This is a genomic window from Rhodanobacter sp. FDAARGOS 1247, from assembly GCF_016889805.1.
Taxonomy (GTDB): domain Bacteria; phylum Pseudomonadota; class Gammaproteobacteria; order Xanthomonadales; family Rhodanobacteraceae; genus Rhodanobacter.
This window is the reverse complement of record NZ_CP069535.1, coordinates 306,236-326,702: the sequence shown is the minus strand read 5'-3', so window position 1 is coordinate 326,702 and position 20,467 is coordinate 306,236. Positions and strand designations below refer to the sequence as shown.

At 64.3% G+C, this 20,467-nt stretch carries 15 protein-coding genes and 1 pseudogene; 9 read left to right on the top strand and 7 right to left on the bottom strand.

Features of this window, described 5'->3' with window-relative positions:
• Nucleotides 1-91: 91 nt before the first annotated feature.
• The 7 genes and pseudogenes from bioF (at nt 92) to I6J77_RS01355 (ending at nt 6,065) form a co-directional block, all read left to right on the top strand.
• The gene (gene bioF / locus I6J77_RS01380; RefSeq protein ID WP_204110275.1) at nt 92-1,297 is read left to right on the top strand and encodes an 8-amino-7-oxononanoate synthase; all 1,206 of its coding nucleotides are present in this window, start codon (nt 92-94) and stop codon (nt 1,295-1,297) included.
• Between the two features lie 28 nt (nt 1,298-1,325).
• Nucleotides 1,326-2,321 (top strand): sulfurtransferase, encoded by a 996-nt coding sequence (locus I6J77_RS01375; RefSeq protein ID WP_204110274.1) that lies wholly within the window; start codon nt 1,326-1,328, stop codon nt 2,319-2,321.
• Nucleotides 2,318-3,103 carry a pimeloyl-ACP methyl ester esterase BioH gene (bioH, locus tag I6J77_RS01370; protein WP_204110273.1) on the top strand — a complete coding sequence of 262 codons (786 nt, stop codon included), beginning with the start codon at nt 2,318-2,320 and terminating at the stop codon, nt 3,101-3,103. Before I6J77_RS01375 ends, bioH begins: the two co-directional genes overlap by 4 nt.
• A complete protein-coding gene (gene bioC / locus I6J77_RS01365; protein WP_204110272.1) occupies nt 3,100-3,978 on the top strand; it encodes a malonyl-ACP O-methyltransferase BioC in 879 nt (292 codons plus the stop codon). The genes bioH and bioC overlap by 4 nt, the downstream gene beginning before the upstream one ends.
• Before the next feature lie 220 nt (nt 3,979-4,198).
• Nucleotides 4,199-4,482, top strand: a pseudogene (locus tag I6J77_RS17740) (transposase); the annotation flags it as partial.
• Between the two features lie 208 nt (nt 4,483-4,690).
• Nucleotides 4,691-5,383 carry a hypothetical protein gene (locus I6J77_RS01360; RefSeq protein WP_204110271.1) on the top strand — a complete coding sequence of 231 codons (693 nt, stop codon included), beginning with the start codon at nt 4,691-4,693 and terminating at the stop codon, nt 5,381-5,383.
• A gap of 349 nt (nt 5,384-5,732) precedes the next feature.
• Entirely contained in the window at nt 5,733-6,065 is a 333-nt protein-coding gene (locus I6J77_RS01355; RefSeq protein ID WP_204110270.1) for a hypothetical protein, read from the top strand.
• Between the two features lie 144 nt (nt 6,066-6,209).
• On the opposite strand, the gene I6J77_RS01350 is transcribed toward I6J77_RS01355, so the two are convergent.
• Nucleotides 6,210-6,710 (bottom strand): hypothetical protein, encoded by a 501-nt coding sequence (locus I6J77_RS01350; RefSeq protein WP_204110269.1) that lies wholly within the window; start codon nt 6,708-6,710, stop codon nt 6,210-6,212.
• 184 nt (nt 6,711-6,894) lie between these two features.
• Nucleotides 6,895-8,022 carry an acyltransferase gene (locus I6J77_RS01345; RefSeq protein WP_204110268.1) on the bottom strand — a complete coding sequence of 376 codons (1,128 nt, stop codon included), beginning with the start codon at nt 8,020-8,022 and terminating at the stop codon, nt 6,895-6,897.
• Between the two features lie 392 nt (nt 8,023-8,414).
• On the opposite strand from I6J77_RS01345, the gene I6J77_RS01340 reads away from it, so the two are divergent.
• Nucleotides 8,415-15,059 carry a DUF3320 domain-containing protein gene (locus I6J77_RS01340; protein WP_343230157.1) on the top strand — a complete coding sequence of 2,215 codons (6,645 nt, stop codon included), beginning with the start codon at nt 8,415-8,417 and terminating at the stop codon, nt 15,057-15,059.
• A gap of 194 nt (nt 15,060-15,253) precedes the next feature.
• Here the strand turns inward: I6J77_RS01340 and rhtA are convergent, their stop codons facing one another.
• The 3 genes from rhtA to I6J77_RS01325 all read right to left on the bottom strand — a co-directional run bounded on the left by rhtA (nt 15,254) and on the right by I6J77_RS01325 (nt 17,528).
• On the bottom strand, nt 15,254-16,090 hold the full coding sequence (gene rhtA / locus I6J77_RS01335) for a threonine/homoserine exporter RhtA (protein WP_239309249.1): 837 nt from the start codon (nt 16,088-16,090) through the stop codon (nt 15,254-15,256).
• A gap of 145 nt (nt 16,091-16,235) precedes the next feature.
• Nucleotides 16,236-16,895 carry a hypothetical protein gene (locus I6J77_RS01330; protein ID WP_204110266.1) on the bottom strand — a complete coding sequence of 220 codons (660 nt, stop codon included), beginning with the start codon at nt 16,893-16,895 and terminating at the stop codon, nt 16,236-16,238.
• Between the two features lie 45 nt (nt 16,896-16,940).
• Nucleotides 16,941-17,528 (bottom strand): DNA-3-methyladenine glycosylase I, encoded by a 588-nt coding sequence (locus tag I6J77_RS01325; protein ID WP_204110265.1) that lies wholly within the window; start codon nt 17,526-17,528, stop codon nt 16,941-16,943.
• A 79-nt stretch (nt 17,529-17,607) separates the two neighbouring features.
• Between I6J77_RS01325 and I6J77_RS01320 the strand changes: the two genes are divergently transcribed.
• Entirely contained in the window at nt 17,608-18,489 is an 882-nt protein-coding gene (locus I6J77_RS01320; protein ID WP_204110264.1) for a DMT family transporter, read from the top strand.
• Here I6J77_RS01320 and I6J77_RS01315 read toward each other — a convergent pair whose 3' ends face one another.
• Both I6J77_RS01315 and I6J77_RS01310 read right to left on the bottom strand, forming a co-directional pair.
• On the bottom strand, nt 18,490-19,443 hold the full coding sequence (locus I6J77_RS01315; protein WP_204111360.1) for a pyridoxal-phosphate dependent enzyme: 954 nt from the start codon (nt 19,441-19,443) through the stop codon (nt 18,490-18,492).
• Nucleotides 19,437-20,438, bottom strand: coding sequence for an aldose 1-epimerase (locus tag I6J77_RS01310; protein WP_204110263.1), 1,002 nt, complete (start codon nt 20,436-20,438; stop codon nt 19,437-19,439). The genes I6J77_RS01315 and I6J77_RS01310 overlap by 7 nt, the downstream gene beginning before the upstream one ends.
• Nucleotides 20,439-20,467 lie beyond the last annotated feature (29 nt).

Below are 20,467 nucleotides of genomic sequence, written 5' to 3'. Positions count from 1 at the left end.
GCACAGCGTGCGGCACCGGCTTGGGTCCTCCCCCTGCATCGCAGGGGGAGGTTGGGAGGGGGTGCTCTTCAACCTGCGCCGAACAATGACCATGCCCCGCCCTGACCTCCTGCACCGACTGGCCGTCCAGACGGCCGAACGCGAAAGCGCCAACCTGCGCCGCCGCCTGCGCACCATCGACCGCGCCGACGGCCCGTGGCTGGAAATCGGCGGCCGGCGCCTGCTGTCGTTCTGCAGCAACGACTACCTCGGCCTCGCACAACACCCACAGCTGATCGCCGCGCTCAACCGCGCCGCCCGCGAGGAAGGCGTCGGCAGCACCTCGGCGCACCTGATCTGCGGGCATCGCCGCGAACACGCCGAGCTGGAGGAAGCGCTGGCGGCCTGGACCGGACGCGAACGCGCGCTGCTGTTCTCCACCGGCTACATGGCCAACCTTGGCGTGCTGCAGGCGCTGCTCGCACGCGGCGATGTCTGCGTGCAGGACAAGCTCAACCATGCCTGCCTGCTCGATGGCGCGAAACTCAGCGGCGCCGAGCTGCAGCGCTATCCTCACGCCGACGTGGACGCCGCGGCGCGGCAACTTGCCGCCCACCCGACCGCGGCCGCCCTGCTCGCCACCGATGGCGTGTTCAGCATGGATGGCGACGTCGCGCCGCTGCGCGAGCTGGCCCAGCTGTGCACGCGCGAGCAGGCCACCCTGCTGGTCGACGATGCGCACGGCTTCGGCGTGCTGGGCGACGACGGCTCCGGCAGCCTCGGCGCCGCGAACCTGGGCCAGCACGAGGTGCCGCTGCTGATGGCCACGCTGGGCAAGGCGCTCGGCTGCAGCGGCGCCTTCGTGGCCGGCTCGGCCGCGCTGATCGAGGGGCTGGTCCAGTTCGCGCGACCGTACATCTACACCACCGCGATGCCGCCGGCGCTGGCCGCCGCCGCGCTGGAAGCGGTGCAACTGGCGCAGAAGGAAGCCTGGCGACGCGAGAAACTCTTGTTGTTGATCGCCCGCTTCCGCCACGGCGCCGCCGAACTCGGCATGCCGCTGGCGGCCTCGCCCAGCGCGATCCAGCCGCTGCTGCTGGGCGGCGCCGACGCCGCACTGGCCGCGGCACAAACGCTGGAGCGGCAAGGCCTGCTGGTCACCGCGATCCGTCCGCCGACCGTGCCCGCGGGCCAGGCGCGACTGCGCATCACGCTGTCCGCGGCGCACGAGGAGGCCCACGTCGACCGGCTGCTGGCCGCGCTGGAAACGCTGCGTCTGCCTGCCGCACCCCGGGCAGCCGGCGGCGACCCCGTATAATCGCCGCCTGCTCCGCCGATTCCCCCGCATGTCGATCGTCAACATCTCCGCCTACAAGTTCATCAGCCTGGACGACCTGCCCGCGCTGCGCGAGCGGCTGTTCGCGTGCTGCGAGGCGCTGGCGCTGAAGGGCACGATCCTGCTGGCGCCCGAAGGCATCAACCTGTTCCTCGCCGGCAGCCGCGCGCAGATCGACGGCTTCATGGCCAGCCTGCACGACGATTTCCGCTTCGCCGATATCGCGCCGAAGGAATCGCTGTCCGCCGAGGTGCCGTTCGGCCGCCTGCGCGTGCGCATCAAGCGCGAGATCATCACCATGCGCCTGCCCACGATCCGCCCCGAAGGCGGTCGCGCGCCGGCGGTCGATGCGCCCACGCTGCAGCGCTGGCTCGACCAGGGCCACGACGACGACGGCCGCGAACTGGTGCTGCTCGACACCCGCAACGACTACGAGACCGACCTCGGCAAATTCCCGCAAGCCATCGACTACCGCATCGCCAGCTTCACCGAATTCCCCGCCGCCATCGCCACCGACCGCGCGCGCTACGAAGGCAAGACCATCGTCTCGTACTGCACCGGCGGCATCCGTTGCGAGAAGGCCGTACTGCACATGCAGGACCTGGGCCTGCAGCACGTCTACCAGCTCGAAGGCGGCATCCTGAAATACCTCGAACAGACCGACGGCACGCACTGGCAGGGCGACTGCTTCGTGTTCGACGGACGGGTGGCCGTGGATAAAGCGCTCCTGCCTTCGCCTCCTCTCCCCGCGATTGACGAGAGGGAACACGCTGAGGAAAAGGCTGATTCGAAGCGCGTACCAGTCCCTCTCCCCCGCGGGGAGAGGGTTGGGGTGAGGGGCCACGCCGAGGAAGGAGCTGATTCAGAGCCGGCTTCGATGGACTTCCCAGCGAGCACCCGCCCCTCATCCCAACCTTCTCACCCGCAAGGGGACTCCCCAAGGGTCGCCCGAGGAGGAGAAGGGGCGAACGCAACAAGCGCGATGCTTCATGAGGGCGGGGTATGAGCCTGTACATCGACCATCGCGGTCACGGCCCCGTGCAACTGGTGCTGCTGCACGGCTGGGCGATGCACGGCGGCGTACTGGAACCGCTGGTCGAGGCTCTGGAAGCTCAATGCACGATGCATGTGGTCGACCTGCCCGGCCACGGTCATTCGCGCGACTGCGGCCTGCCGCTGGAACCGCGTGCCTGCGCCGAGGCAATCGCGAAACTCACGCCGCCGGCGATCTGGCTGGGCTGGTCGCTGGGCGGCCTCATCGCGCTGACCGCGGCGCTGGAGCTGCCGCGGCAGGTGCGCGGCCTGGCCATGCTGTGCGCCACGCCGAAGTTTGTGCGCGACGCAGGCTGGCCGCACGGCAGCGACGACAAGCTGGTGCATCAGCTGGCCAGCGACCTGGAAACCGACTACCACGCCACGCTCGAGCGCTTCCTGGCGCTGGAGGCGATGGGCAGCACCGACCCGCGCGCCGAACTGCGCCACCTGCGCGAACTGGTGTTCGCCCGGGGCGAACCCGACCTGCGCGTGCTGCAGGAAGGCATCCGCATCCTGGAAACCAGCGACCGCCGCGCCGCCCTGCCCGACCTCGGCGTGCGCAGCGCGTGGATCAGCGGCCGCCGCGACCGGCTGGTGCCGCCGCAGGCGATGGCGTGGTCAGCCAGCCAGTGCGGCGGCAGCTACACCGAGATCCAGCAGGCCGGCCACGCGCCGTTCTTCCGTCACGCCGACGCGGTGGTGCAGGCACTGCAGCCGCTGCTGGCTCCTTCTTCCCCTGAGCAGGTTCGATGAGCGATTTCCACCTCGATCAACACCGCGTGCGCCGCAACTTCGGCCACGCCGCCAGCAGCTACGAACAGCACGACGCGCTGCAGCGCGAGGTGCAGGCGGCGCTGCTGGAACGTCTGGACTTCTATCTGGAAACGCCTGCGCGGGTAGTCGACGTCGGCGCCGGCACCGGTCGCGGCACCGCCCTGCTGAAGCAGAAATATCCCAAGGCCGAGGTGATCGCGATCGACCTGGCGCTGCCGATGCTGCGCGCCGCGAAGCAGCACAGCAGCTGGCTGAAGCCGTTCCGCCGCGTCTGCGCCGAGGCCACCCAACTGCCGCTGGCCGACCACAGCGTCGACGTGCTGTATTCCAACCTGTGCTTCCAGTGGGTCGACGACCTGCCCGCGCTGTTCGGCGAATGCATGCGCGTGCTGAAGCCCGGCGGCTTCATGGCGTTCTCCAGCTTCGGCCCGGATACCCTGAAGGAACTGCGCGCGGCCTGGGCCGAAGCCGACCAGCAGCCGCACGTGGCGCGCTTCCTCGACATGCACGACGTCGGCGACGCGATGCTCACCGCCGGCCTGCGCGATCCCGTGCTCGACGTGTTCCGCTACACCCTCACCTACAGCGAACCGCGCAAGCTGCTGGAAGAACTGCAAGGCCTGGGCGCCACCAACGCCGACCGCGCGCGCTCGCGCGGCCTCACCGGCAAGGCGCGCTACCAGCGCATGCTGGCCGCCTACGAAACGATGCGCGTGGACGGCCGCATCCCGGCCACCTGGGAAGTGGTCAGTGCGCACGCCTGGGGCCCGCCGACCGGCCAGCCGCGCCGCGTGCCCGGCGGCGAGGTAGCCACGTTCTCGATCGATTCGCTGCGCGGCTCGCGGCGACGCTGAACACTGCCAGGTACCTTCATCGCCCCGGCGTATAGGAGGCGGGCAGCATCACGGTGCGGCAGATGTAGTCGTCGCTGGACAGCGGACGGTCGAGCTGGGAATTTAAGGGGGCGGAGGTAATTAAACGGTTCCTGCCTGCCCATGACCGGCGCGCCCGTCGGCAGACCGCGCCAGCCTACAACCTCACGCTGGCGGCCGGTTTGTTGGTCGAGGTTTCAGAATGCCCCGCCTGCCACGACTTGAGTTGCCCGGCATTCCGTTGCAGGTGACTCAGCGTGGTGTGAATCCAGGCGCCAACTTTTCGGCCAGAATTACGTTCAGGCATTCAACTACCGCTACGCGCGTTGTGGCACGCTCTGGCAAGGTCGCTTCAAATCCTGCCTGGTCGATACCGAGCGCTATCTGTTGACCGTAATGCGTTACATCGAGCTCAACCCCGTTCGAGCTGCCATGGCTGCCAGCCCGCAAGACTATCGCTGGTCAAGCGTGCACACGCATCCTGGGCTGGCCTGTGATCCACTGATGGCGATGAGCAGTTTCGATGCATGGTGGAGAATACGCCGGGAAGGGCGGCGGCCTGCCGCCCACGTGGCGACCAAGATCAAGGATCGAGATTCAATTACCTCCGTCTCCTCTGATTCCGTAACCCATGAAAACCGGCAGGCAACTATCACCACGACGACAGTGACGTCTTGAGATTTAGGAGGTAGGTATGCGATGGGCCATGCTCTTAGTTATCCTGATTACGTGGGGATCGGGATTCAATGATCTGGAAGCGTCCCCGTCAGGGCAACGGACAACATGGTCGGAAAATGAGGCGAACCAGGAAGCCATGCTGGCCTACCTCAAGCCCATCCTAAAATCTGCAGGAAGGGTGGCTCGGATTTATTACCTAGGGCCGTGTAAAAAATATGGTGATTATTACGCGGTTTCTTTTCCGCATGTTCGCGTACTGCCGCCATCTCGAAGCAGCACCGCGATTTCCGCGGTTCGGGATATTTTTCGGAATGACGACAACATTGATATTTCAGATGGCCCGGATGGGATTATTAGAATCGTAATAGGGCGACCACCCGTTGCACTTCTTAAAACGAAACTTGCCATCCTGACCTTCGACCAGTCCCAGCGGTATACCGAAAGCCTCGCTTTATGGCGCATCATGGACAACAAGGAAGTAGATGATGTTGAGCGGAAGCTTCATTTTTACCCGGACGGCCCACCTCTTCGTATATCTCTGGGAGAAAATTCGATCGAGGGTGCGCCTCACCTCCCTGCCTCGATGACCAATTTGACCGTTGACCAAGCGCTTGACTCTGTGGCGAAAAATTTCGGGGTTATGGTGCTGTACGGAGTTTGTACAGAGAAACATTTTTACACAATTTACCATGTGGCATTAAATCCATGAACTACTAAACATTTTTGCTGAAAAAGCCTCAGCATTAGGCTTTGCTTTGCCGCATGACCATCCGGGCATTGCAGAAGATGGCCGGTAATCAACACCCCGTGACGTGTTAAAGCAAGACATGCCCCTCTGACGGCGCCGACCCTCTGACGGCGTGAATGATCCGGCAAAGGGCATTCATGTGATGTGGACGTGGATTGGATGTTTAGGGTGGGCGGATTCGGGGCGGCCGGGGTGGGCAAATTTCATTGGAACGCATTTGGGCCATGGACGAAAATTGTAAACTTGAATATGATTCGGTATTTAGCACGGCAAATGAACTTGCGCCGTTTGTAATGTCGGAGTGGCTTCAGTGAAACAAAAGCTTGTCATCGACATTTGCACCAGCGTTAAAGGAGTGCGCATGTTCAAATTGAATTGGGTTTCATGTACGGCAGTGGTGCTGACCATTATCTTGCCCGGATGCGGAAAGTCTGACTTTTCCAATTGCGTAGTTGCCCAAGATGAAAAATCTTACACCGGTGATTGGCTTGAGCATGTTGACGGCAGTCAACGGACTATGCCGACACTGGAGTGCCGGCGACTCGATGCCGAAATTGATCACGCAGATGGAAACAGGAAGGGAAGGGTTCGCTGGGCTGTTTGCGGTAATGGCCCAGATTGTAGTGAGGCTGGAATGTTCTGAGGGCGAATTCAACTTTTAAGTGCAATACCCCAGCTGGGTGGTGGCGCAGGTGCGGTTGCCTGCGCGACTTCACCGCCAAGTAGAGTTGCAAATGGGCTACACGCGCCCGAACCAGAGCGAACGCCACCAGATTCAACGGCAGTACTAAGGTGAGTTTGTCGCCGCAGCAGTGCCAGCCGTGGCCACCGAAGCGGTGACCAGCAGGACCGCCGCCGCACCATCGCGCACATACCTGGCCACGGTGGCGGCGCCGCCGAAGAAATTGACATGACTCTCCATGCTGCTGGCGTTGTCCCGCGCCACCCGGTGTTTCTTCGCGGCCAGCCTGCGGGTGTACAGATCCAGCTCGTCCTTCATCTGGATCAGCTGGTTGAAGACGCTCGTCCCGTCCTCCAGCGACGCCCGGGTAAGCCCGTCGTAGGCTTGTTCGGCACACCGGGTCTTCTCCGCATCGAAGTTGGCGAAGTCGATTTCGACGTTGCTGATATGCGGACCGATCGAGTACCAGGGCGTCTTCTCGGGCACCACGCGGGCCCGCTCGTCCAGCAGCTGGGCGTACGCATATTGCTGGCATAGCAGCCACAGCCCCTCCTGCTGCAAGAACCACTCCTGCCGGCGGGCGTCGGCGAATTTCATCCAGGTCATCGCAAGGTCCTCCTGACGGGCGTCGCCGCCGTGGCCGATGAACCGATGGTTCGGCCAGCCCGATGCGATGTCACGTTACGAACCGTCACGAAGCGTTATGCCGCCTTGCGGACGGCCGCCCGACGCCGAAGCGGCTTGCCGTGACCGGGCATCCGACGGCCTGGCCGGCTGCGCCGACGCCGATTCAGGAAGCCGCGGCAGCCGACGGCAGGGGCGTCGACCGCCGGGCATCGATGCGCTCGCGCCAGCGCAGGAACGGTCGCTCCACCGCGTAATGCAGCGCGGCGCCCACGGCCAGCACGCCGATGGCATACGCCGCGAACGCCGCTATTCCGTGCATCTGCCAGGGCTGCACGAGCCACGTCGCCACCGCATGCAGCGCCAGCTTGTGGCTGAGGTAGAGGCTGTAGGAGATTCGCGCCAGCCAGCCCGCGCCCGGCAGCTTCCAGCGCGCCGGCAAGCTGGTGGCCAGCAGCACCCAGATCGCCAGGCTCAATGACAGTAGCGGGTAGCCGAGCACGCTGGGCCAGAAGTCCAGTCGCTCACCGAACAGCCACCAAGCCAGCGCGAACAGTGCCGCGCCGGCCAGCAGCAGGCGGCCGCGATGCGCCTGCCAGCGTGCCCACGCCTGCGGCCGGCCGATCCGCAGCGCCGCCAGCGCCACACCCGCCAGCAAGCCATCCAGCCGCGCCCAGCTCGGGTAGTAGATGCCTTCGACGAAACGCAGGCCGAACGCCGGCCCGTCCATCTCGCGCAGCGGCGCCATGTCGTGCAGCCACACGTAGCCGCGCACGATCATGCCGAACGCGACCACGCCCAGACCGAGCGCCAGCGCGCGGCCCATCGAGGGTCGCCGGGTCATCCAGAAGGCCAGCCACGGGAACAGCAGGTAGAAGTGCTCCTCCACGCACAGCGACCACGCGTGCGAGAACGCCGGGTTGTGCTGGTAATCGATCAGCAGGTTGACGGTGAAGCTGAGGAACTGCCACGCCGGCTGCAGACCGGGCGCTTCGCGCAACGCCGGGAAAGCGACGTAGACGAACAGCACCACCAGAAAGGCCGGCAGGATGCGGAACGCCCGGCGGCGGTAGAAATCGCGCCACGCCAGCGGCTCGCCGCGCGCCAGCGGCGCCAGCAACTGGTAGCCGATCAGGTAGCCGCTGAGCACGAAGAACAGGTCCACGCCCATCCAGCCGTAGTTCGACAGCCAGGAAAAATGCTCGCCGACGCCGCCCACGATGTAGGAGTGGAACAGCATCACCCAGACGATCGCCCAGCTGCGCAGCAGGTCCAGTCCGGGGAGTCGCTGCATGAGGTTTCCTGGTATCGGGGTGAAACGTGGAAGGTTGCTAGTCTGACAAGACGACCCGCGTCGATAAGGGCAAAACCGGGGCAACCGGCGGGCAATCGTGTGGCGGGTGCTAGGCAGGTTCGCCCGTCAGCAACGCCGCAGTCGTCGATGAAGCGAAGGCAAGCTGCCTACACCCACGAAGAACGAGAGCGGCACCGGTTTGCGTACGGGAAAATGCGACACTCCTGCATGCTCGTGTTCTGCCTTTATCCCTCAGCCACTAAGACCCATATGTGGCATGAGGTTTGCTTTGGCATCAGGCAGCTACTTGTGCACAGTACCAAGGCTCCCGCAGCTTGGCCGCACGATGCATCTATTCAAGGCACGCGAATCGAAGCCAGGAGGGGGCAAGGATGACGCAGGAGCAGCAGCAAGAAAGTGTGGCGCCTCATGAGGAACCGCTTCGCATCGAAGCGACTCTTGCCACCAAGCTCAATCTGGCGGCATTTCAGAACGCAGTTCCAGTGATCATTGGTCTGGCAGTCGTCAACGACACCGATGCCCGCATTAGCGATCTTGAATTGAGCGTCACCTCCGAGCCAACCTTTTTTCAGCCGAAAACATGGCGAATCGATGAACTGGTTGCGCGCAGCCGATACCAAGTCCCGATTCCGGATATCGCATTGGACGGCAGTCTGCTCAGCCGCCTGACCGAAGCCGAGACGGCGACGGTTTCCTTCGCGCTCCGCACCCTCGGTGCAGAAGCCAACATAGTGACGCAATGCGACGTAAAACTGGAATTGTTGCCGCGCAATCAGTGGGGTGGTCTGTCAAGCCTTCCAGATCTGGTGGCTGCCTTCGTCCAGCCCAACGAACCAGCGGTGGAACGTCTGCTCAAACAAGCAGCGGAGGTACTGCGCAAGGGCGGCAAGAGCTCTGCATTGGACGGCTATGCAGGTGGTGCGCGCCGTGCCTGGGAGTTGACCTCCGCCATCTGGAGCGCCGTGGCGTCGATGAAACTGGATTACGCCCTGCCGCCGGCGAGCTTCGAACACTCGGGGCAAAAAGTGCGTGGCGCTTGGCAGATCGGCGAATCCGGGCTCGCCACCTGTCTGGACTCGACCCTGCTGTTTTGCTCTGCATTGGAACAGGCTGGACTCAATCCGCTACTGGTGTTCACGCATGGTCATGCGTTCGCGGGGGTCTGGCTCAAGAATGAACAGTTCTCGACAACTGTCGTCGACGACGTGACCGCGCTGCGCAAACGAGTACGACTCAAGGAGTTGGTGCTATTCGAGACCACCCTGATCACCCATCACCCGGTGCCATCGTTCTCCTACGCCACCGAACGCGCAGATCAGCTGATTGCCGAGAACCACGACGAAAGCTTCGAACTCGCGGTGGACGTCCGCCGTGCGCGTATGCAGCGTATCAAGCCACTTGCAAGTGCCGAAGCAGCACCACATCAGGCAACAGGCGTGGCTGTCGACACATCTGACACCGAACTCGGCATCGAAGAGGCTCCCGATCTACCCGATGAGTCCACGGCGGCTGTCGACGTTGAACCGGCAGAACTCAACCCCAAAGATCGTCTTGCGCGCTGGCAGCGCAAACTCCTGGACCTTTCGCTGCGCAACAACCTGCTTAACTTCAAGGAGGGCAAACGCGCGCTTCGTCTCGACGTGCCGGACCCTGCTGCACTGGAAGACCTTCTCGCAACCAACGAAACGCTGAAACTTCTGCCACGACCCGACCTCATGACGGGCGCCGATCCTCGTGATCAGGCGCTATACGAGGAACGTGAACGCGAAAACGTACGCCGCCAGCATGCACTCGATGCTCTTAGGCGGCGCGAAGTCTTCGTCGGCCTCCCCCAGCAGGATCTCGAAGCCCGCCTGATTGACCTATACCGCACTGCACGCACCTCGCTGCAGGAAGGTGGTGCCAACACGTTGTATGTCGCACTAGGCTTCCTGTCGTGGACCCGCGAGGACCGCGATGACCGGCGCTACCGCGCGCCTCTGATCTTGCTCCCCGTGACCTTACAGCGGCATAGCGCGCGTTCCGGTTTCACCTTTGTACTCCACGACGACGAACCGCGCTTCAATCCCACGCTGATTGAAATGCTTCGCCAGGATTTCCGACTCGGGCTGGGTATCGCAGAAGGGGAACTGCCTCGGGACGATGCGGGGCTCGATGTCGACAAGATATGGAAAAACGTCGAGCACGCCATCAAGGACATCAAGGGCTGGGAAGTGAGCCGCGAAGTCGTGCTGTCCACGTTCTCCTTCGCGAAGTATTTGATGTGGAAGGATCTGGCAGAACGCACGGATCAGTTGCGAAAGAACTCGGTCGTGCGCCATTTGCTCGACACACCACGCGACCGCTTTGACTCAAGCATCTCCTTCCCGGAAGCCACCCGTCTCGACTGCGACTTCCCTCCTAGTCAAGTTTTTTGCCCATTGGCTGCTGATTCGTCACAACTATCGGCCATCATGGCCGCTGCGCACGGCAAGAACTTCGTCCTGATAGGACCCCCGGGAACCGGCAAGAGCCAGACCATCGCCAATCTCATAGCGCAGTCGGTTGCCGAGGGAAAGCACGTGTTGTTTGTTTCGGAAAAAATCGCGGCTCTCGATGTCGTCTATCGCCGTCTGCGCGAAGTAAAACTCGGTGAGTTCTGCCTCGAACTGCATTCAAGCAAAGCTAGGAAAACTGATGTCCTCGCCCAACTGAACTCTGCGTGGGAGGCGCGTGGGAAAGTCGACACTGGCGCCTGGCAAGCACAGGCCGAACATTTGGCTGAATTGCGCCGTGCATTGAACGGGTACGTTCAGAGCCTACACCGCCGATACGACAACGGATGGTCGATCTATGATGCCATCGGGCAGCTCAGTGCGGGCACGGAACTGGACGGGCTCAGTTTTTCCTGGACATCTTTCACCACGCATGATGCGGCCACCATGGCTGTCATGCGGGACGTCGCCGACCGGCTGGAGGTGAATGCGCAATCCGTCGGATACGAATCACTCACGACTCACGCTCTAGCCACCATCGGGCAAGCGGAATGGTCCCCGAGCTGGCAGCAACACACCATCGACGCCGCACGAAAGACGCTTCCTGCCGTGCGTGCGATGCAGCAAGGCGTTGTGCGGTTTGCGCAGGCCATCGAGCTACCTTTGCCAACACCAGATCGGCGGGCCGTGCAAGCGCTGGAACAGCTTGCCCGGTGCCTACCGACTGCGGCAGGCCGCGACTGGCGTTTCGTGTTGCTCCCGGATGCACGCAATATCTCGCGGCGCCTGCAGGAAGGTATCGAACTGATAAATCGGCATCTTGACCTGAGTTCGCGTCTGTCTGTGTCATGGCCCGGGGAGGTCGTCGACGCCTGCGAACGTGGTCTGCAGCACATGGATAAACATCGCCAGTTGCTCGATCAACTGGCCGAACCGTGGCCAACATCCACCGTGACAGGTCTGAACAAGGGATTGGCACTGATCGCCCGGCTCGACCAGGCCACGAAAAATCTCTCGGTCGGCTATGCCACCGATATCGAGCAAATCGACATCTCCACCCTCCAGCAGGAATGGACCCGCGCCGAGCAGTCGATCTGGCCTAAATCCTGGTATCTCAAGCACCGCGTCACAGCCCGTCTATCCGCAGCAACCATCGGCAACGGCAAACCCGATGTTGCCAGGGACCTGACAACTTGGGCCGACATTCGCGATTTGCGCGCGAAGATTATCGAGCTCAATCCGGGCACCGCATCAACAGATGTCTGGAAAGCCTTGGACAGCAAGCCCCAACACATCCGTTGCGCCTTGCGCTTCCAGCCCGCACTTGCGGCCGCTCGACAGCAAGCAACTTGGGAAGATCGTGGCTTTGAAACCATCGCCGACGGCAGTTGTGGCCAACGTCTACGTGCGGAGCTTGCCCGCATGCGCGCGGTGCGCCTTCTGGAAAAGGAGATCGACAAGCTTGCAGATCTGCAGGCCAACACGGCATCGCTGTGGTTGGGGCTTTCGACATCCGTGGATAAACTTCGCGCCGCGCTGGCATTCCAGCGCGAGCTGCGTCAGTTGCGCGAGGAAGGCAGCCTTGACGGAACTCACGACGCGATCGGGCGTGGCGAAGCTGGCGATGCCATGTCCGCCGACTGGAAGCTGTTGAACGAACGCTCGCGGATCGAAAAGTCCCTGGGTGAACTCGATGATCTACGCAGCATGACTGGCGGCATCTGGAACGGGCTGCATACCCACGCCGAGGATGTAGCGAACGCACTGAGCTTCCATGCGCAAATCACCGCTTCCATCGCGGGCCTTGCAGCGACGCCGGAAGGTCTTGGTCCGGTCAAAACAACACTCCATCACCTCCTCGGCGACGCCAACAGTCTGCTGGAGTCGGGTGGCCCGATCGTCGCCGAAGCGCGCGCGCTGCTGAATGCAGCGGAGCTGCTGCCGAGACTACTCACCGAACTGGCGACCACAGCCTGCTTTACCGAAGATGGCCGCGCTCAACTGGGCTCGTTCTCGCTCGATGACGTGCGTTCTCTATGCGAGGGCATCATTCAATCCGAACCACGCCTTCGCGCTTGGACGGCTTGGCGCCGCATCCGTGCTGAGGCGATCGGCCTTGGTCTCGCACCACTTGTCTCCGGCATGGAGAGCGGCGCCGTAGGCCTTGGTAACGTACGTCGCAGTTTTGAGACCAACTATTGTCGTTGGTGGCTTAATGCGGTGGTGGACAACGAACCCGTCATTCGGGATTTTGTCAGCGCAGAACACGAGAAGCGCATCCGGGACTTCCGCGAACTCGACGAACGATTCACGACCCTAACCCGTGACTGGCTGCGCGCGCGCCTTTGTGCCGATCTGCCCGACCCGGAAAGCGTCGACCGCGCATCGGAATGGGGGACGCTGCGTCATGAAATCAGCAAAAAGTCCCGCCATCTGCCACTGCGCGAGTTGATGTCGCGTGCGCCCACAGTGTTGACCAAACTCACTCCCTGCCTGTTGATGAGCCCATTGTCGATTGCGCAGTACCTGCCGCCAGATGCGAGCACGTTCGACCTTGTCGTGTTCGATGAGGCTTCGCAGATTCCCGTTTGGGACGCCATCGGCGCGATAGCGCGAGGCAAACAGGTCGTCATGGTTGGCGACCCCAAGCAACTGCCGCCAACGTCATTCTTCGACCGCACTGGGCCCGATGCTGAAAGTGACGACGAGGACGTCGAAGGCGATCTCGAAAGCATTCTCGACGAATGCATCGGCGCCAACCTGCCCATGCGCAATCTCAACTGGCACTATCGCAGTCGCCATGAGAGCCTGATCGCGTTCTCCAATCAGCGTTACTACGAAAGTAAACTGGTTACGTTCCCTTCTCCGGTAACCAACGACCAGGCTGTCAGCCTGCATCCCGTGATTGGCGTCTATGAGAAAGGTGCGTCGCGTACAAACCCCGCCGAGGCCAAAGCACTCGTCGCCGATATCGTCGCGCGTCTGCGCTCGCCCGGTTTCAGGGAGAGCCGGCTTACCATCGGTGTTGTCACGTTCAATGCCGAACAACAACGCCTGATTGAGGATCTTCTCGACGAGGCGCGCCGGCAGGATCCATCGCTCGAATCCTATTTCGAGGAGGCCGCACTCGAGCCTCTCTTCGTCAAGAATCTCGAAAGCGTCCAGGGTGACGAGCGCGACATCATGTATTTCTCGATCACCTACGGTCCGGACCGCGCCGGACTTCTCTCGATGAACTTCGGGCCACTGAATCGCCAAGGGGGAGAGCGCCGACTGAACGTCGCGATCACACGAGCTCGCCATGAACTCCGTGTATTCGCGAGCCTGCACGCCGAGCAAATGGATCTTGCACGCACCAGCGCAGCCGGAGTACGCGACCTCAAGCATTTCCTAGAATTTGCGGCGCGTGGCTCCCGTGCCCTTGCCGAAGTCACATCAGGAAGTCGCGGTGGCTACGACAGCCCCTTCGAGCAAGCCGTTGCTGACGCACTGGCAAAGCGCGGCTGGCATCTGCACACCCAGATCGGCGTCTCGCAGTTTCGTATTGATCTGGGTGTGGTCGACCCAGATGCACCGGGGCGCTATTTGGCCGGCATCGAATGTGATGGCGCCACCTATCACCGTAGCGCTACTGCACGTGACCGCGACAAGCTGCGCGAGCAGGTCCTGCGCGGCTTGGGCTGGGAGATTCTGCGTATCTGGTCAACTGACTGGTGGATCGATCCCACCGACGTTGTCGAGCGCATCGACAAATGCCTGCAAGATCTTCTCGGCGTGGTCCGCGCACATCGTGCCGCGGAGGCCACACGCATCAAAGCCGAGCTTGAAGCTCGCGAGGAAGCTTCGCGGCTGGCAGCCGAAGCTGCACTCGCGCAAGCGCTCGAAGCCGCCGGACATGATGCTGCCGTAACGACCACCAGCTCCGTGACCAGGCCAGATCCGAATTTGTCCGAGACCACCGCATCCACATCACATGTCATCGAGGCTGCGTATGCGAAATCACTTACCGACGAACCGGACGTTCCTGCAACGCAAACAGGCAACACGTATTCCGAAGCCGACCCGAGTGAAGCCGTGGATCTTGTGGAACCAGACAGGTTCTTCGCCGATTCCTATACGCCCTCGTTGACCCGGATGATCACCCACGTCATCAACCATGAAGGCCCCATTCTCGATGTCGTCCTGGCTCGCCGCATCGCCAGGGCACATGGCTGGCTTCGTACGGGCGGACGTATCCGCGATCGCGTCATCCTTATCGCAAATCAAGTACACCAGAGTTCAAGCGAAGATGTCGGAGCCTTTTTCTGGCCCAGCGATCAAGGCTCCAGTGCCACACTCGCTTTTCGCCGCCCTATCGATGAAAACAATATTCGTTCGGTCGACGAAATCTGCATTCAAGAGCTTGGCGCGTTAGCCCATGAAGTAAGAGCTAAAGGAAAGCTCGGAGAAGAAGCCCTCTACGCTATGACCCACGCACTGGGGCTGCAAAAGCTCGGGGCCGCAAATAGGGGCAGGCTAGAGCAGGCCATGCAGCATGAGTGACCCTTCGTTCCGAACCACCATTTGTCCAGCGCTCTGCTTTGACGTCGCCCAAAAAGCACTCCGCAGGGTGACCGTCAATCATGCAAATGAACCCAAGAGCGGACATTAGTTAGTGGCGCCGAGATCTACTCTTTTCATTAAGCTGCACGCAGCGGTGGACGAAGCAAACGCAGGAGGGCCGTTGACGAACCTGCTCAGTTGAGCGGCGGTTCGGCCACCGGTCGGCGCACGCTGAGTGCCGTGCCGGCCGCGGCGACGATGATCGCCACGATCGCCAGCCACTGCAGCAAGCTCAGGTGTTCGCCGAGGAAGCCCACGCCGGCGAGCGCCGCGATGGCCGGTTCCAGGCTCAGCAGGGTACCGAAGCTGCGCGTGGGCAGGCGGGTCAGCGCCAGCATCTCCAGCGAGTACGGCAGGGCCGAGCTGAGCACGGCCACGCCCAGCGCCAGCGGCAGCAACGCAGGCGCGAACAGCGCGCTGCCGGCGTGCGCCACGCCGAACGGGATGGCCAGCAGCGCCGCGATGCAGGTGCCCAAGGTCACCGTGTCCGCGCCGTGCGCCGCGCCCGCCTTCTGGCCCAGCACGATGTACAGCGCCCAGCCCACGCCGGCGGCCAGCGCGTACATCACGCCCACCGGATCGAGCGCCTGCGCCTGCCCGCGCAACGGCAACAGCAGGGCCAGTCCCGCCAGCACCAGGGCGATCCACGCAAAATCCAGCCAGCGGCGCGAGCCGAACAGCGCCAGCGCCAGTGGCCCGGTGAACTCGAGCGCCACCGCGATGCCCAGCGGGATCGTGCGCAGCGACATGTAGAACACCAGGTTCATCGCGCCGATCGACAAGCCGTAGCCCCACAGCGCACGCACGTCGCGCGTGCGCCGCGGCGTGCGCCACGGTCGCCGCACCAGCAGCAGGATCAGCGCGCCCAGGCCCAGCCGGCACGCCGTGGCGCCCTGCGCACCGATCAGCGGAAACAGCTGCTTGGCCAGCGCGGCGCCGCACTGGTACGACACCATGCTGACCAGCAGCATGGCGACCGCGAACAACACCGGGGCGTAATCGGAACGTGGGGACACGGGTGGGGGCCGACGGGGACAACGGTGGCCATGATGCCTGCGATCGCGCGCAAAGCCCATGGCAGGCGAAGCGGCTCATGCCGTCGGTCGTACCGAGCCCTCAGTGATGATGATCCTGCCCGTCATCGCCGGCACCGAAACCCATGCCGCCACCGCCCATGCCGCCACCCATTCCGCCGCCGCCCTTGGCACCACCACCTTTGCCGCCGTCCTTCGCGCCATCACCCTTGCCGCGCGAGGCCGCGACCCGGGTGGGGCCCTGTTTCGGAATGGACAGATGGGTCGGCACCGGTTCCAGATCCAGCACCCGGCGAATGAAGTCGCGCAGCGACGCGACCAGTTCGGCGGTGTGCGTGGGCCGCCCGGCGACGAGTTCCTCCGCAGCGCTTGCCGCCAGCCGCACCTGCTCCTCGGTGCCGAGCAGGATGATGTCCGACAACGCCGCCTCGACGGCGTCGCGTATACGCCGCGAACGATCGCTGCCGGAGTCGTCGCGCCCCTCCGGCAGCTCCCGCTGCCGTAGCTCGCGCAAGTGAGCGGGATCGACCGCGAGATTGCCGGTGAAGGAACCGCCCAGCGTCTTGTACGCGGCGATCAGCGTGCGCAGGCGTTCGTTGATCTGCCGGTTCTCGCGCTCGCGCCGCTGCTGGATCGTCTGCATCGCCAGCAGACGGATACCGACGCCGATCAGGGTGATCACCGCCAGCCCGAGCAGTGTCGTTAGCAGCCCGTGCCACGAACTGAAATCCAGATTGCGCATGCGAAGACTCCGGGGATTCGAAGGTTCAGCCTATGGCCCTGCGACTCAAGCCTCCGTGCACGCCTTGTGCCGGAAGCAGCCCACCAGGTGATCGTTGATCATCCCGGTGGCCTGCAGCAGCGAGTAGCAGATGGTGGTGCCCACGAAGCGAAAGCCGCGTTTCTTCAGTGTCTTGCTCATGCGGTCGGACAGTTCGGTGCTGGCCGGCACCTCGGCCTGTTCGCGCCAGCGATTGCGCAGCGGCTTGCCGTCGACGAAGGACCACAGCCAGACGTCCAGACTGCCGAATTCCCCGATCACCTTCTGCGCGGCGACGGCGTTGTCGCGGACCGAGGAGACCTTGAGGCGGTTGCGGATGATGCCGGGATCGAGCAGGCATTTTTCCAGCTCGCGATCGCTCATCGCGGCCACCCGGGCGATCTCGAAATCGTGGAAGGCCTTGCGGTAGTTGTCGCGCTTGTTGAGCACGGTGCGCCACGACAGGCCGGCCTGGGCGCCTTCCAGGCAGAGGAACTCGAACAGGCCGCGGTCGTCGTGCAGCGGCGTGCCCCATTCGGTGTCGTGGTAGTCGCGCATCAGGGCGTCGCCGGCGGCGGCCCATTGGCAACGGTGCGGTTCGGTGGTCCTGGTCATGGCGGGCTTGTGCTCACGAGGTGCCGCACAAGCTAACCCAGCCCGCTAGACTTGTCGCCCCATCCGCGCCCGGTTTCCCATGTCGCCCTCGCCCTCACGCGGCGCGCTGTCCGCGCTGTTCGTCACCATCCTGATCTGGGCGTACAGCTGGGTCGTGATGAAACAGGTGCTGGCGTATGCCGGCCCGTTCCATTTCGCGGCGCTGCGTTACCTGCTCGGCGCCGCCGTGCTGTTCGGCGCGCTGCTGCTGTCGCGGCAGTCGCTGCGGCCACCGCCGCTGTTGCCCACCCTGCTGATCGGGCTGTGCCAGACCACCGCGTTCCAGGGGCTGGAGCAATGGGCGCTGATCGGCGGTGGCGCCGGGCATGTCGCCCTGCTCGCCTACACCATGCCGTTCTGGGCGGTGCTGCTGGCCTGGCTGGTGCTGGGCGACCGGCCCACGCGACGTCACTGGATCGGCGTGGGGCTGGCGGCGATCGGGCTGCTCTGCATCATCGAACCGTGGCATGAACTGGGCAGCGCGCTGAGCACCACGCTGGCGATCGCCGGCGGCGCGGCCTGGGCGGCCGGCACGGTGCTCAGCAAGCGGATGTTCCAGCGGCACGCGCCGTCGGTGCTCAACCTCACCGCGTGGCAGATGCTGCTGGGCGGCGTGGTGCTGGGCGCGATCGCGCTGGCGGTGCCGGAGCGGGCGATCGAGTGGAACGCGGCCTTCGTCGCGGGGCTGGCCTACAGCGTGCTGCTGGCTTCCAGCCTGGCCTGGTGGCTGTGGTCGATCGTGCTGCAGCGGCTGCCGACCACGGTGGCCAGCATTTCCAGCCTGGGCGTGCCGATCGTCAGCGTGCTGCTGGCGTGGCTGATCCTGCACGAGCAGCCGTCGATGATGGAGCTGCTGGGCATCGTGTTCGTGCTGGCCGGGCTGGTGGCGGTCAGCGGCGTGGGTGCGAAACGCCGCGCCTGATCACCACGGCAACGCGGCGAGATCCACGTTGCCGCCGGTCAGCACCACGCCGACGCGCTTGCCGGCGAAGCGTTGCGGCTGCTGCAGGATCGCCGCCAGCACGGTGGCGCTGGACACTTCCACCACCTGCTTCAGCTCGGTCCACAGCAACTGCATGGCCGCGATGGTCTCCGCGTCGCTGACGGTGATCACCTCGACATGATGAGCGCGCAGCGCGTCGAGGTTGCGCTCGCCGATCAGGGCGCGCAGGCCGTCGCAGACGGTGTCGGGCACCACGCTGGTGACCCGCGTGCCCCGGGCCAGCGAGCGCGCCGCGTCGTCGGCGCCCAGCGGCTCGGCGCCGAACAGCGCCAGCGCCGGGTCGAGACCGTGGGCGGCGATCGCCACGCCACTGGCCAGGCCGCCACCACCGACCGGGGTGATCAGCGCGTCCAGCGCGCCGGCCTGCTGCAGCAGTTCGAGGGCGAGCGTGCCCTGCCCGGCCATCACCCGCGTGTCGGCATACGGATGCACCAGCTCGGCGCCGGTGTCGCGCTGCACTTCGGCGCACTTCGCCTCGCGGGCCGCCTGGGTCGGCGCGCAGCGATGCAGGATCGCGCCGGCGCGCTCGATCGCCTCCAGCTTGGCGCGCACCGCGCCTTCGGGCACCACCACGTGGGCGACGATGCCGCGGGTGGCTGCGGCCAGCGCCAGCGCGTTGCCGTGGTTGCCGGAGGAATGGGTGACCACGCCGCGCGCCGCCGTGGCGTCGTCGAGCGACCACACGGCATTGCAGGCGCCGCGGAACTTGAACGCGCCGCCACGCTGCAGATGCTCGCCCTTGAAGTGCAGCTCGGCGTTGGCCAGCGCATCCAGCCGGGCGCTGCGCAGGACCGGGGTGGGTCGCGCGTGCGGGGCGATGCGCGCGGCGGCATCGCGGATGTCGTCGAAACACGGCAGGGCATCTTTCACGATTCGATCTCCACACCACAGCGGAAAATGCGCACGGCGCCGGGCTCCAGCCGGATCGCCGCGGCGCATTCGGGACGGTTGAAGGCGTCGGCCATGCATTCCATCGGCTCCAGCGCGATCGCGCGGCGCGCATCGCGGCTCACCGTGTCGGCGGTGAACGCGTGCATCACGCCGCGCTCCTGCCACACCGTGACGGCGAAGCCGCTGGCCGGATCGACCAGGCGGGTGCGGATGCGGCCATCGGCGTCGGCCGCCAGGTCGGTATAACCCTGGTCGAGGATGCTGTCGCCGATCAGCCGCGGCCGGCGGAAATCCAGCGCCGGCGCATCGTCCAGCGGTACATACGCCTCGGCGCCGGCCAGCGCGATCAGGTCGGCGCCGGTGCGGATCAGGGTCTGCGCGGGAACCTGCAACTGCCAGTCGTCGACCTCGCCATCGGCCACGCGGAAGTACGGGTGCCAGCCGAAGAAGCACGGCGCCGCACTGTCGCTGACGTTGCGCATGACGGCCTCCAGGCCGAGTCCGGCGTAGTCGAGGGTGAACGTCACCGCTAGGTCGATCGCGTGCGGATAGCCCGGCTGCGGGCGGATCGCGCTGGTGCGCAAGGTGACCCGGGCGGCATCGTCGTCCGCACCCAGGTCGGCGACCTCGAACACCGCGTCGCGCACGAAGCCGTGGCGGCTGGCCCGATCGGCGCCAGTGACGCCCGGATCGAGATCCTGCGGCTGGCCGTCGAAGTCATAGCGCGCATCGGCGATGCGGCCGGCGAACGGCACCATGATCGCGAAGCGCGAACCCGGCCGGTGCACGATCTCACTGGCGTCTTCATAGCCTGCGGCGAGGTCGCGGGTTGTGCCGTCGACATCGGCCTCGAAGCTGAGCAGGGCCGCGCCACGTCGCGCGATGCGGATGCAGCGGCCGCCGTCGACGTCCGTCAGCACCACGATGTCCTGATCGCCAAGGCGGCTGAGCCGGGCGGTGTAGCGCGTCGCACCCATGGGATTTTCCTGTGGTTTAACAGGTGCAT